General features: G+C 72.9%; 10 protein-coding genes. 5 read left to right on the top strand and 5 right to left on the bottom strand.

Going from position 1 to position 13,533, the window contains the following annotated elements; all coding sequences use genetic code 11:
• Positions 1-9 precede the first annotated feature (9 nt).
• Complete coding sequence (locus AC07FA_RS18655; RefSeq protein ID WP_479076717.1) at positions 10-399, bottom strand: VOC family protein; 390 nt, start codon at positions 397-399, stop codon at positions 10-12.
• A gap of 205 nt (positions 400-604) precedes the next feature.
• Here AC07FA_RS18655 and AC07FA_RS18650 point away from each other — a divergent pair, with 205 nt between their 5' ends.
• Both AC07FA_RS18650 and AC07FA_RS18645 read left to right on the top strand, forming a co-directional pair.
• Positions 605-1,240 carry a nucleoside/nucleotide kinase family protein gene (locus AC07FA_RS18650; RefSeq protein ID WP_479076715.1) on the top strand — a complete coding sequence of 212 codons (636 nt, stop codon included), beginning with the start codon at positions 605-607 and terminating at the stop codon, positions 1,238-1,240.
• A gap of 129 nt (positions 1,241-1,369) precedes the next feature.
• A complete protein-coding gene (locus AC07FA_RS18645; protein WP_479076714.1) occupies positions 1,370-2,500 on the top strand; it encodes a M24 family metallopeptidase in 1,131 nt (376 codons plus the stop codon).
• Positions 2,501-2,646: 146 nt separating this feature from the next.
• On the opposite strand, the gene treZ is transcribed toward AC07FA_RS18645, so the two are convergent.
• The 3 genes from treZ to AC07FA_RS18630 all read right to left on the bottom strand — a co-directional run bounded on the left by treZ (position 2,647) and on the right by AC07FA_RS18630 (position 6,768).
• Positions 2,647-4,407, bottom strand: coding sequence for a malto-oligosyltrehalose trehalohydrolase (gene treZ / locus AC07FA_RS18640; protein WP_479077226.1), 1,761 nt, complete (start codon positions 4,405-4,407; stop codon positions 2,647-2,649).
• Between the two features lie 201 nt (positions 4,408-4,608).
• Entirely contained in the window at positions 4,609-5,520 is a 912-nt protein-coding gene (locus AC07FA_RS18635; RefSeq protein ID WP_479076712.1) for a GNAT family N-acetyltransferase, read from the bottom strand.
• 294 nt (positions 5,521-5,814) lie between these two features.
• Entirely contained in the window at positions 5,815-6,768 is a 954-nt protein-coding gene (locus tag AC07FA_RS18630; protein WP_479076710.1) for a GNAT family N-acetyltransferase, read from the bottom strand.
• Between the two features lie 175 nt (positions 6,769-6,943).
• Here AC07FA_RS18630 and AC07FA_RS18625 point away from each other — a divergent pair, with 175 nt between their 5' ends.
• The 3 genes from AC07FA_RS18625 (at position 6,944) to AC07FA_RS18615 (ending at position 11,198) form a co-directional block, all read left to right on the top strand.
• Complete coding sequence (locus tag AC07FA_RS18625) at positions 6,944-7,510, top strand: FHA domain-containing protein (RefSeq protein ID WP_479076708.1); 567 nt, start codon at positions 6,944-6,946, stop codon at positions 7,508-7,510.
• Positions 7,511-7,720: 210 nt separating this feature from the next.
• The gene (locus AC07FA_RS18620) at positions 7,721-9,958 is read left to right on the top strand and encodes an MMPL family transporter (RefSeq protein ID WP_479076706.1); all 2,238 of its coding nucleotides are present in this window, start codon (positions 7,721-7,723) and stop codon (positions 9,956-9,958) included.
• A 142-nt stretch (positions 9,959-10,100) separates the two neighbouring features.
• Positions 10,101-11,198 carry a cytochrome P450 gene (locus AC07FA_RS18615; RefSeq protein ID WP_479076705.1) on the top strand — a complete coding sequence of 366 codons (1,098 nt, stop codon included), beginning with the start codon at positions 10,101-10,103 and terminating at the stop codon, positions 11,196-11,198.
• On the opposite strand, the gene treY is transcribed toward AC07FA_RS18615, so the two are convergent.
• Positions 11,101-13,524: a malto-oligosyltrehalose synthase gene (gene treY, locus AC07FA_RS18610; RefSeq protein WP_479076703.1), complete on the bottom strand. Its 2,424-nt coding sequence runs from the start codon at positions 13,522-13,524 to the stop codon at positions 11,101-11,103. The two genes, AC07FA_RS18615 and treY, sit on opposite strands and share 98 nt — an antisense overlap.
• Positions 13,525-13,533: the final 9 nt, after the last annotated feature.

Below are 13,533 nucleotides of genomic sequence, written 5' to 3'. Positions count from 1 at the left end.
CGTACGGGCTCACGCGGGCTGCAGCAGGTCCCAGCGGTTGCCGTACAGGTCCTCGAAGACCGCCACCGAACCGTAGACCTCGTGCCGCGGCTCCTCCAGGAACCGCACCCCGGCATCCCGCATCCGCGCGTGGTCGCCCGCGAAGTCCTCCGTGTGCAGGAAGAAGCCCACTCGGCCGCCGGTCTGCGCCCCGACGCTCGCGTGCTGAGCCTCGTCCTTGGCACGCGCCAGCAGCAGCCCCGTCCCCACCGGACCGCCGCGCGGGCGCACGACCACCCAGCGGGAGCCATCACCCCGGTCGGTGTCCTCCACGAGCTCGAAGCCCAGGGCGTCGCGGTAGAAGGCGATGGCTTCGTCGTAGTCGGTGACGACCAGGGTGACGAGGGCGATCTGTGACATGTCATACCTCAATGTGACGTGTGACGGTGGTTCGTGAAGTTGTACGTAACACTAACGCTCCTGCCCCCGCCCCCGCCCCCCGCGCCAGCGCACCGGCCACCCGCCTCACCACACCCACCACCCGCCCCACCACACCCACCACCCGCCCCACCACACCGCCCACCCGCCTCCCACAATGAACGCCCGCCCCACCACAATGACGTGCATGGACACGAGTGACCTCGCCGCCCTGACGGCCCGCGCCCGGCTTCTGGCCGTCCCAGGCCGCCGCCGCGTCCTCGGAATCGCGGGCCCGCCGGGCGCCGGGAAGTCCACGCTGGCCGCCCGGCTCGTCGCGGCACTGGACGGGCTCGCCGTTCTCGTCCCCATGGACGGCTTCCACCTGGCCCAGGCGGAACTGGACCGCCTCGGCCGCGCCGGCCGCAAGGGCGCCCCCGACACCTTCGACGCCGCCGGGTACGCGGCCCTCCTGCGGCGACTCCGCGACACGGGCGAGCCCGGACCCGTCTACGCGCCCGCCTTCGACCGGGCGCTGGAGGAGCCGATCGCCGGTTCCGTCCCCGTACCGCCCGACATCCCGCTCGTCGTCACCGAGGGGAACTACCTCCTGCACGACGAGGGGGCCTGGGCGCCCGTACGCGCGCTGCTCGACGAGACGTGGTACCTGGACGTGGACCCCGGCCTGCGGGTGCACCGGCTCGTCGAGCGGCATGTGCGCTTCGGCAAGTCCCGCCCGTACGCCGAACGCTGGGTCACCGGCTCCGACGAGCCGAACGCCCACCTGGTGGAGCGGGGCCGCGCCCGCGCCGACTTCGTCGTACGGCTCGGCGACGCCCACTGACGCACGGACGCACGCACGGACGGACCGACGGACGGACTGACCGACCGGCCGGGACTCCACCCCCGTTCGCACGAGCGTGCTCCGACCGGCAGGATGCTGTGTGCCGTGTCGCGCCGCCAGGAGGTCCGTATGCCCAGCCCGCACCAGCCCGTACCGTTCACCGCCGACGACTACCGGGCGCGCATGGCGCGCGCCGTCGAGTCCGCCGCCGAGGCGGGCCTTGCCGGTCTCCTCGTCGCACCGGGCCCCGACCTCGTCTACCTCACCGGCTACCAGCCGACCGCGATCACCGAACGCCTCACCGTCCTCGTCCTCGCAGCGGGCCAGGAGCCGGTCCTCGTCGTCCCGACCCTTGAGGCGCCGGACGCCGAGCAGGCGGTCGGAGCCCCCGCCCTCACCCTGCGCGACTGGACCGACGGCAAGGACCCGTACGCCGTCACCGCTCCGCTGCTCGACGCCGAGGGCCGGTTCGGGATCAGCGACAACGCCTGGGCGATGCATCTCCTCGGTCTCCAGCAGCTCCTGCCCGGCACCTCGTACGCCTCGCTCACCGAGGCCCTGCCGATGCTGCGGGCCGTGAAGGACGCCCACGAACTGGAGCGCCTCACGGCCGCCGGAGCCGCCGCCGACGCCACGTACGGCGAGATCCTCAAGGTGCGCTTCTCCGGCCGCAGGGAGACCGACGTGGCGGCCGACCTGTCAGCGCTCCTCAAGCAATTCGGCCACTCCCAGGTCGACTTCACCGTCGTCGGCTCCGGCCCCAACGGCGCCAACCCGCACCACGAGGCCGGTGAGCGTGTCATCGAGCAGGGTGACATGGTGGTCCTCGACTTCGGCGGTCTCAAGCACGGGTACGGCTCCGACACCTCCCGTACGGTCCACGTCGGTGAACCGACCGCCGAGGAGCAGCGGGTGCACGACATCGTGCGGGAGGCGCAGGAGGCGGGCTGCCGTGCCGTCAGGCCCGGTGTCGCCTGCCAGGAGATCGACCGGGCGGCCCGCGCCGTCATCACCGAATTCGGCTACGGCGAGCGGTTCATCCACCGCACCGGGCACGGCATCGGCGTCACCACCCACGAACCGCCGTACATGATCGAGGGCGAGGAACAGCCGCTGGTACCCGGCATGTGCTTCTCCGTGGAGCCGGGCGTCTACCTCCCCGGCCGCTTCGGAGTCCGGATCGAGGACATCGTGACGGTGACCGAGGACGGCGGGCGCCGGCTGAACACCACCCCCCGCGAACTGGCGATCGTCGAGTAGCGCCGGCCCACCGGCCCGCCACCCAGTCCTCCCGCCACCCAGTCCTCCCGCCACCCAGTCCTCCAGCCACCCCGCCCGGCATCACCCCGCCGGCCAGCCGGTGGGCCCGCCCGCCCGCCTCCGCCGCCCGCCTCCGCCCGCCCGCGTCAGTCGTCGGCGAGGATCACGCACGACTCCGGCGGCAGATGCAGCAGACCGTCCGCGCCCGGTGGCTCGACCGGCTCCCAGGCCGCCAGCACCCTGCCCCCGCCACCGCGGTGCCGGCCACCGCCCAGCGGGATGGTGGCCGGCTTCCCGGAGAGGTTGACCGCGATCCGCAGATCACCTCGGCGGTACGCCAGCCAGCGGGCGGTCTCGTCGTACGCGGTCTTCACCGTCGCCAGGTCCGGGTCGTGCAGGTCGGGCATCGCCCGGCGCAGCGCGATCAGTTCGCGGTACCAGGCGTGCATCCGGGCGTGCGGTTCGCGCTCCGGTTCGCTCCAGTCGAGGCAGGAGCGGTCGCGGGTGGCCGGGTCCTGCGGATCGGGAATCTTCTCCTCCGCCCAGCCGTGCGCCCCGAACTCGCGCCGCCTGCCGTTGCGCACGGCCTCCGCCAGCTCCGGATCGGTGTGGTCGGTGAAGAACTGCCAGGGGGTGCGGGCGCCCCACTCCTCGCCCATGAACAGCATCGGGGTGAAGGGACCGGTGAGGACCAGGGCCGCCATACACGCCTGGAGACCGGGGGAGAGGGAGGCGGCGAGCCGGTCGCCGAGGGCCCGGTTGCCGATCTGGTCGTGCGTCTGCGCGTAACCGACGAAGCGGTGGGCGGCGGTCCGGGTGACGTCGACGGGACGGCCGTGCGTACGGCCACGGAAGCTGGAGTACGTCCCGTTGTGGAAGAAGGCGCTGGTCATGGTCTTGGCGAGGGCCGCGAGCGGGGCGGCGGCGAAGTCGGCGTAGTACCCCTGGGACTCGCCGGTGAGCGCGGTGTGCAGGGCGTGATGGAAGTCGTCGTTCCACTGGGCGTGCAGTCCGAGGCCACCGGCCTCGCGCGGCGCGGTCGTGCGCGGATCGCAGAGATCGGACTCGGCGATGAGGGAGAGCGGCCGGCCGGTGTCCGCCGCGAGGGTGTCGACGGCCGTGGAGAGTTCCTCGAGGAAGGTGAGCGCCCGGCTGTCGGCGAGCGCGTGGACGGCGTCCAGCCGCAGCCCGTCGAGACGGTAGTCGCGCAGCCAGGCGAGCGCGCTCCCCAGCAGATACGCCCGCACCTCGTCCGAGCCCGGGGCGTCCAGGTTCACGGCCGCGCCCCACGGGGTGTGGTGGGTGTCGGTGAAGTAGGGGCCGAAGGCGGGAAGGTAGTTGCCGGACGGGCCCAGGTGGTTGTGGACCACGTCCAGGATGACGCCGAGCCCGAGGCCGTGCGCCGCGTCGACGAAGCGTTTCAGTCCGGCCGGGCCGCCGTACGGCTCGTGCACGGCCCACAGTGACACCCCCTCGTACCCCCACCCGTGGGTGCCGGGGAAGGGGCAGACGGGCATGAGCGACACATGGGTGATGCCCAGTTCGGCGAGGTGCCCGAGCCGCTCGGCGGCCGCGTCGAAGGTCCCGGCCTCGGTGTACGTACCGACGTGCAGTTCGTACAGGACGGCGCCGGGCAGCCCGCGCCCCGGCCATTCGTTGCGCCAGACGTACGTGTTCTGGTCGAACACGGCGCTCTCGCCGTCGGGACCGTTCGGCTGGCGGCGCGAGCGCGGATCGGGGAGGACGGGCCCGCCGTCCACCGAGAAGCCGTAACGGTCGCCGTCGGCGGCCTCGGCCAGGGCCGTCCACCAGCCGGGCCGCGTCACGTCCCGTTCCATCGGCTGCGTCCCGCTCGCCACCCGGAGCCCGACGGACTCCGCGTCAGGTGCCCACACCTCGAACTGCATGCGCCACTCCTCGTCCGTGAACGGGATGCCCTTGCGACAGGCCCGCCCGTTTCTGGCGATCAGGGTCTGCTCCTGATCATTGCCCTGCCGGGTTCCGCTCATACGTAGCAAGGCCGGGCGGCCGGGGAAGGTCCCTCGTGCGGCTGGTACCCGACGCGCGGAGGGCCGGCGCGGGGTCACCGCGCCGGCCCTCCACTGCCCCTAGGCCAGGTGGACGCGTTCCTGCGTCACGGGGTGGCCGGCCCGTGCGAACGCGGCGGCCATCGGCACGTTCCCACGGTCGGTCGCGCCCGCGACGAACTCGGCGCCCTCGGCGACCAGGAAGTGCGTGCACTCCACGAGCAGGTCGTAGCCGTAGCCGTGCCCGCGTGCCTCCGGTACGACCCCGATGAAGCCGATGCACGGACCCGAGGGGTTGTGGGCGGGCACATGGAGCCCGGCCAGCTCACCGTCCGCCGTGTACGCGAGCTGCCACCAGGAACGCGGCGAGGGGCACCAGTTGAAGAAGTCCAGCTCCTCCTGGGCCGCCTTCTCCAGGCCCCCCGGGCCCTCGATGGCACGCCGGGCGTGCGCGTCCAGGGTGACGGAGTGGACGCGGCGCAGCACGTCCAGGATCACCGCGTCGTCGGGTTCCGGGCGGAACGTCAGCCGGCCGGGGCGCTCCGGGAGGCCGCACTCCGGAGTCCACAGATAGCGGTACCGCTCGACGAGAGGCTTCATGCCGGCCGCGGTGGCGGCGGCGATCCTGGCCTCGGCCGCCGCGCGGACCTCGGGGATCTCCCGCCAGTTGGCGGGGAGGATCAGCTCGTACTCGGCGTACAGCGGGGAACGGCGCAGCAGTTCGGTGCCCGCCTCGTCCTCGCCCTCGGCGAAGTCGAACCAGTTGAGCAGTACGGGCTCGGTGTCGTCGGGCCCCGACCACCAGGCGGCCCTGGCGACGACGGTGTCGTCGCGCAGGGCGATCCAGGTCCACTCGGGGCGGTACTCCCCGCCGTCGGCGACCGTGCCGTAGCGGTGTCCGAAGGCGGCGCGGCCGACGAGGTCGTCGTCCTGCAGTGAGTCGAAGAGCGAAGCGTCGCTCTGGGTGAGCGCGCGAATGACCAGATCGGTCATGGAAGTGTCCTCCGGGACGAAGCGTGCGCCCCCGGGTCAGACGGAGTCCGACACCGCCCTGCGGACGGGACGGGAGCGCGGGAATGAAGTGGTACGTGGGGTGGTGCCGGTGCTGGTACGCACTCTTCTCGCCTCCTTCCTCGACCGTGGCTGTTGACTTCGCGGCTCACCGTAACCCGATCCGGGCGGGCCGTCCACGGCTTTTCGTACGTCTCCCAGTGAACGGCCCGGCCACAGGCCACGGAACGGTCAGTCCCGGACCGTCCGGCCCCAGACCACTCCATCCCGGACCGATCAGTCCCACACCATGTTGAACGCGCGCTCGAAGTTCACGTACCCCAGGCGCTCGAAGGACTTCGCCATCGGGACGTTGCCGAGATCGGTCGCCGCCCTGATCCGCTCCACGCCCGTCGCCGCCAGCACCCGGGTGCCCTCGGCGAGGATGTCGTCGATGTAGCCCTTGCCGCGGTGCGCGGGCAGCACGCCGATGTACGCGATGATCGGGTTGTAGTTGTTGCGCGCGGGAACGACGAATCCGACCGGCTCACCGTCCGGCAGCTCCGCGATCCGCCACCACTCCCGCGGCGTCGTGTAGCCCGTGAGCTCCTCGTCGTAGTGCTTCTCGGCCGCCTTGCGGGCCCCGATCCCCGTGGCCATGTCCGCCTGGCCGTGGGCGTCGAGGGTGCCCTCCATCACCGGGGTCATCAGCGCGACCAGGTCCTCGCGCCCGGTGACGGGACGGAACACCAGACGGCCCGAGTCCTCGGGAACCGGCGTTCCCTCGCGCCATTCCAGGCGCAGCCGCTCGACCAGCATCCGGGCGCCGGTCTGCTCCATGACCCGTATCCGGGCCTCGATGGCCTCGCGCGTCGCAGGGTCCTCGCGCCAGTCCGGTGGGATGAACCGGCCGTACTCGGGGCGCTCGGCACCGGCGGGTACGACAGCCGCTGTGGCCGTCTCCAGCAGCCGGACGCCGATGTCGTGACGTTCCCGCGCGGGCAGGGTGTCGTCCAGGTCGAAGAAGTCCAGCGCGAGAGGGGCGCCGCCGTCCTGCGAGGTCCACCACGACACCCGGCCCACGACGCGCTCGCCGTGCAGGGCCACCCACATCCAGTCGGGGCGGCGGCGGCCGGTGGCGAGGTCGTCGGCCAGTTCGTGGTCGAGGACATAGGAAAGACGGCAGAAAAGACCGAGTTCGTCCGCACCGGTGAGTGGACGGACGGTCAGTTCCTGAGGCGCTATGGGCACAAAGTCTCCTTCGAGGGCGAGAAGCCGGCCGCTTCCCCGCGGACGGCTCGCGGTCGCAGACGTTAGCAAGACGGGATTAGCAAGACAGGACAAGAGCAAGAGCCGTGCAGGTCAGCGGCGGGGAAAGAGGAGTTCTTCTGGACACCTCGGCCCCGTCGGACCGACAATCAGGTCTGTGACGTCCTCCTTCGAGTTCCACACGTATCCCGCGCGGCTCACCGACGCCCAGCGCGACCGTGTCCTCGGTGTGCTCAGAGACGGTGCGGCGCAGGGCAAGCTCTCGCACGACACGTTCATGCGACGCATGGAACTGGCCCTCACCGCCCGGCGCGCCGAGGAACTGGACGCACTCACCTGCGACCTGGAATCAGGCGGCCGCTGGTCGCGCGGACTGTTCCGCGCCGTCGGCGGCGTATCGGCCTTCTCCGTACGGCTGCGCAGGGCCTGGACGTCCGAGCGGCTGCCGAAGCTCCTGCTGCCCGTACCCGGCCCGCACCCCCTGCTCATCGGGCGCGACCCGGGGAACGGGCTGCGGCTCAGCCACGAGACCGTCTCCAGGACGCACGCCGAACTCACCGCGCACGGCAGCCGGTGGATTCTGCGCGACCTCGGCTCCACGAACGGCACCTGCGTCAACGGCCAGCGGGTCACCGGCTCGGTGCCGGTGCGCGACGGGGACCAGGTCAGCTTCGGACGGATGAGCTTCCGCCTCACCGCGCCCGCACTCAACCCGCCTGCCTGATCCCCAGCCCCCTGCCTTACCTCCTGGCCGATCCGCGGCCTGATCCCCACCCCCAGCCCCCGCCTGACGCCCCGTCCGGTATCCCCTAGGGGGAGTGACCAAGGGTAGGGACAGCCATAGCGGCACTCGGCGGGAAGCCCCAATGACCTGCGCCTTCCCGGGCGGGACGCTGATCCACGACAGAATCAGCGTTCAAGGGGAGGTGCCCGCATGACGGGCAGGAATCCGGTCACGGTTCGCATCGCGCGCTGGTGCGCGGTTCATCCATGGCGAGCCGTCGTCGGGTGGCTCGTCTTCATCACCCTGTGCGTCGGCGCGGGCGCCGCGGTGGGCACCAACAAGGGCACGTTCGAGGACTTCTGGGTCGGTGAGGCGGGCCGGGCGGAGCAGCTCGCCGCGGAGAGCGGTCTCACCCCCGCACCCGTCGAGCAGATCCTCATCACCGGGAAGGGCATGCCCCCGGCCGGCGGCACGGCAGGTTCGGCCGACGCGCGGTCCGCGGCGCGGGACATCACCGTACGGATGCGGAAGCTGCCCGCCGTCGTGTCGGTCGCCGGTCCCCGGCCCGCCCGGGACGGTTCGGCCCTGATGGTCGCGGTCACCCTGCGCGGCGACCGGGAGACCGCCAAGGAGGACGTCGACGCCCTGCTCGTACAGACGGCCGAGGTCCAGCGCGCCCACGACGGGCTGCGGATCGAGGAGACCGGCAGCGCGTCCATCTCCGTCGGGGTCAACGACAAGCAGGGCAAGGACCTTCAGCGGACCGAGGCGATCAGCCTCCCGGTGACGTTCGTCATCCTCTTCGTGGTCTTCGGCGCCGTGCTCGCCGCCGGCATCCCGGTGCTCCTCGCGCTCTCCGCGTTCGCCGGGGCGGTCGGCCTGTACGGACTCGCCTCCTGGGTCACTCCCGACGCGGGCGGCGCGGCCCTCAGCGTGATCTTCATGATCGGTATGGCCGTCGGGGTCGACTACTCCCTCTTCTACCTCAAGCGGGCCCGCGAGGAGAGGGAGCGGTCGGGCGGCACCATCAGCCACGCCGCAGCGGTCGAACTGGCGGCGGCGACCTCGGGCCGTGCGGTGGTCGACTCCGGCATCGCGGTCGTGCTGGCACTCGGCGGCCTCTACGTGATGGACGACGTGATCTTCTCGTCGATCGCCTCCGGCGCGATCCTGGTGACGCTGGTCGCGGTGGCCGGTTCGCTGACCGTGCTGCCCGCCCTCCTCACCAAGCTGGGACGCCGCCTCGACAGCCGGACGACCCGGCGCGGCAAGGCGAGGAACCGGCCGGGACGCCCGGACGGCGGCAGCAGGATGTGGACGGCGATGCTGCGTCCCGTGATGCGGCGGCCGCTGGCGACCCTGCTGATCGGTACGGCGGTGACGGCGGCGCTCGCCCTGCCCGTCCTCGGCATGAAGCTGGGCACCGAGGGCAAGGAGACCTTCCCCGACAGCGTCGCCGCGGTCGCCGCCTACGACAGGCTCGTCGAGGCGTACCCCTCCGAAGGCCCCACGCACCTCGTCGTCGTACGCGGCACGGAACCCACCGCCGCGCTGCGGCGGCTCGCCGAACGGGCCGAGGACGAACCCCTCTTCGCCCACGACCGCGAACCGCGGCTGACGACCTCCGACGACGGGCGCACCGCCCTGCTGCGGCTGCCCGTCCCGTACGCCCAGAACTCCGAGGAGGCCACCCGCTCCCTGGAAGTGCTGCGCACCGAGCTGATTCCCGCCATGGTCGGGAAGACGGCGGGCGCGGGAGCCGAGACCGCGGTCAGCGGCGAGATCGCGGGCGGTGTGGACTACGCCGAACACCAGAGCGGCCGACTGCCGTGGGTGATTCTCTTCGTCTCGCTGACGACCCTCGGCATCATGTTCGCCGCGTTCCGGTCCGTCGCGCTCTCGGTGCTCGGTGTGCTGCTCAACCTGGCGTCGGTGATGGTGTCCTGGGGCGTGCTGACCCTGGTCTTCCAGGGGACCTGGGCGGACGGGCCGCTCGGTTTCGAGTCGCTGGGCTTCGTCGGATCACGCACCCCGCTGCTCGTGTTCGCGATCCTGGTCGGCCTCTCCACCGACTACCAGATCTTCGTGGTGAGCCGCATCAGGGAAGCCGTACGGCGCGGGGTGCCGACCCGGCAGGCCGTCGTCGAGGGGATCGCCGGCTCGGCCGGAGTCGTCACCAGCGCCGCCGTGATCATGGTGTCGGTCTTCGCCAGCTTCCTGTTCATCGACCGGGTGGAGATGAAGCAGATCGCGGTGGGGCTGACCGTGGCGGTCCTCTTCGACGCCGTGGTGCTGCGGGCGCTGATCCTGCCGTCCGCCCTCGCCCTGCTCGGCGACCGCTGCTGGTGGCCCGACCGGCCGGTGCCGAAGGACGTGACCGACGGCCCGCACCCGGAACGGCCCGGCGGCACGTGGCCCGAGGTGCGCGCCGCGGAACGGGGGCACTGACAGCGTGACGAAGCGGCTGCCCGTGCGGGCAACCGCTTCGCCCGTCACCCGGACGGCCGTACGTCCACTGCGCCCGGCCCCCGGCGATGGTCGGCTGGGGGCACACGCGCCGAACGGCGACCCACGCACTCGGGGGGTACGGATGCAGCTCGGCCCGCCCGCGGAATCCCCCGGCACCGACAGCCCCCGCACCCGGGAGGGCACGGGGGCGCCCAGCGTCCTGACCCCCGGGGCGGACCGGGACCCGTACCGGCTGCGCCTCTACCGGCGGCTGCGCGAGGACCACCCCCTGACGTACGACACGGGCCTGGGCGCCTGGCTGCTCAGCAGGTACGCCGATGTGGCCGCCGCACTCACCGACCCCCGGTTCGCGGGTTACCCGCACGAGGGCGCGCCCCGCGGCGGCCCCGCCCCCCTCGGACTCTGCCGGGGCAGCCTCGGCTGCGCGCCCCTGCCCGGCGGCGCCCGGCACCGGCCCGCGGCACAGCCGGCGCACGGCGGCGAGGCCCTGGAACGGACCGCCTACGTCCTGGCGCGCCGGATAGCCGACCGGGAACACGCCGACCTCGTACCGGAGTTCTGCCGCTGGCTCCCGCTCGGTGGCGCCGTCGCCGCGGCCGGGCTCTCGCACCCCGACCTCACCCGGCTCTCCCGGGCCGACCTCCACCTGCGGATAGCCAGGTCCGCGGCGACGACCTGCGCCGTGCACACCGCCCTCCGCGAGACGGCCCTCGCCTCGTTCCTCGCCAACGTCCTGGACGAGCCCTGCCTCCTGGCGGTCCTCGGCACCGACCCCGACCTGATCGTGGGCGCCTGGACGGAGACCCTGCGCCGTGACCCTCCCGTGCAGATCGTCCTGCGCCGCACCCTGACGGACGTACCGCTCAGCGGCGGCACACTCCCGGCGGGGGTGCCCGTCGCGTGTCTGATGGGGTCGGCCGGCCGTGACCCCGACCGGTTCGCCGCACCCGACCGCTTCGACCCGTTCCGGCCCGACCCGGGCCACCTCACCACCGGCCCGGCGCACTGCCCGGCCGTCCTCCTCGGCCGGCTGGAAGCCGAGCAGGGACTGCACGCCCTGCTCGACGCCATGCCCGGCATCCGCTGGGTGGAGGGCTTCCGTCCCACCGCCACCGGGCTCATCACCCGGGGCCCGCGGACCCTTCTCGTACGGCCTTCCGGAGCAGTGCCACCGGACGTTCGGCGAACAGGTCGGCCACCTCGACCGCCGGACCGGTGAACTCCCGTCCCGGCGTCAGCAGATCGCGCCACGGCCCCTCGTCGGGCAGCGTCAGCACCGTGCCGCGCCAGCCGCCCTCCTCCGCGAGACGCAGGGACAGCCGGGTCACCGCGGTGACCGCCTCGCCCGACCGGGAGAAGGCCAGACAGTGGGCCGCCGCCGGGCCGTGCGCCGCCAGCGGGGTGTACGTCCCCGGCTCGCCGAAGAGCTCCGGCCGCTCACGGCGCAGGCCCAGCGCCGCCACCGTGACCGCCGTCTTCTCGTCGGCCTCGCGGTCGGGCTCCCGGAACGGCCTGCGGTTGTCCGGGTCGACGAGGGCGAGGTACTCCCGCTCCGTGCCCTGATACAGATCCGGCACACCCGGCATCGTCAGCTGCACCAGCGCCGCGCCCAGCACATTGGCCCGCACATGGGGGCCGAGCGTGGCCGCGAACCGCGTCAGCAGCGCACGCGCGGGACCCGCCTCACTGCCGGGCCCCGCGGCGACGAAGTCCGTCACCGCCCGCTCGTACGCCGGATCGGGTTCGGTCCAGCTGGTGAACAGACCCGCCTCCCGTACGGCCTTCAGCAGCGCGGGCTCCAGCCGCGCCGCCAGCTCCTCCGCCGGCAGGCCCGCGCAGCCGTACGCGGACTGCCACGCCTGCCAGGCCAGCTGCGGATCGGGAGCGGCCGCCGAAGTGGCCCGGGCCAGCTGCGCCACCAGTGACGCCCACTGTTCGGGGCACTCCGAGAGCACCGCGATCCGGGCCCGCACATCGGCGCTCCGCTTGGTGTCGTGCGTGGTCAGCACCGTGCCCGTGGCGGGCCAGTCACGGGCGAGACGGGCGCAGAACGCGTGGAACTCCTCCGGCGTCACCGCGGGCCTGCCCGGATCACCGCCCACCTCGGTCGCCGAGATCAGCGGGACGTAGCGGTAGAAGGCGGTGTCCTCGACCGACTTGGCGTGCAGCGCGGAAGCCGTCTGCGCGAACCGGGCGCAGAAGGCCGTCTGCGCCTCGCCCTCACCGAGCCGCCCCAGCGCCAGCTCCCGCACCACGTCGACGGCCTTCGCCTCGTCGGGCACGGAGAACACCGACTTCGCCTCCCGTACCGCCTCCGCCGGAAGGGCCGACTCCGCGAGCTCCGTGACTGGGCCGCCCGCGGTGACGTAGGGGCGGTAGACGGGGATCCGGACGAGCAGTTCGGTGAGGGCCGCGCGCAGCGCCCACGGGGCGTGGTCGCGCAGGGCGGGGTCCTGGGCGCAGACCTCGGTGGCGAGCCGGGTCAGCCACCGGGTCTCGGCGGCCAGTTCGTGGTTCACCACGCGGTACGCGGCCCGGCGCACCGTCGCCGTCCAGTAGCCGCCGCGGTCCCCGGGCGGCCCCGCGAAGTCCCGGTACCGGCCGAGCAGGTCCGCCGCGCCGGCCGGGTCGGTGAAGAGCCCGTCGATCCGGTGGAGCGCGTCGTACCCCGTCGTACCGGCGACCGCCCAGTCGGCCGGGAGCGTCTCGGAGCCGGTGAGGATCTTCTCCACCACCGTCCACCTGCCGCCGGCCGCCTCGCTCAGCTGTGCCAGATAGGCGGCCGGTTCGGCGAGTCCGTCCGGATGGTCGACGCGCAGCCCGTCGACGACGCCGTCGTTCAGGAGTTCGAGGATCTTGGCGTGCGTGGCGGTGAAGACCTCGGGATGTTCCACGCGCACCCCGATCAGCTCGGAGATGGTGAAGAACCGCCGGTAGTTCAGCTCGGTGCGGGCCAGGCGCCACCAGGCGAGCCGGTAGTGCTGGGCGTCGAGCAGCTCGGGCAGGGGCAGCCCGGCCGTGCCCTCGCGCAGGGGGAACTCCTGCTCGCCGTAGCGCAGCACCGGCGCACCGGAGCCCTCGTCGGAGCCGGCCCCGGAGCGGCCGACCGTGAAGCGGCCGATCTCGTCGGCGAGCGGGCCCGCGAGCACCGGCAGCAGCACCTTGCCGCCGCCCGCCGTCCAGTCGATGTCGAACCATCGCGCGTACGGGGAGGCCCGGCCCTCCCGCAGCACCTCCCACAGCTGGCGGTTGTGGCGGGGCGCGGCGGCCATGTGGTTGGGCACGATGTCCAGGACCAGTCCGAGGCCGTACTCCCGGGCGGTGGCGGACAGCTGCCGCAGCCCCGCCTCACCGCCCAGTTCCGCGCGTACGCGGCTGTGGTCGACGACGTCGTAGCCGTGCCGGGAGCCGGGGACCGCCTCCAGGACGGGCGACAGATGCAGATGGGAGACACCGAGCGCGGCGAGGTAGGGCACTGCCTTGCCGGCAGCGGAGAAGGGGAAGTCCGGTTGGAGCTGGAGCCGGTACGTGGCAGTGGGCGTCATGAACACGTA

The organism is Streptomyces sp. NPDC045968 (genome assembly GCF_056430475.1).
This window is presented reverse-complemented; position numbering and strand designations above follow the sequence as displayed.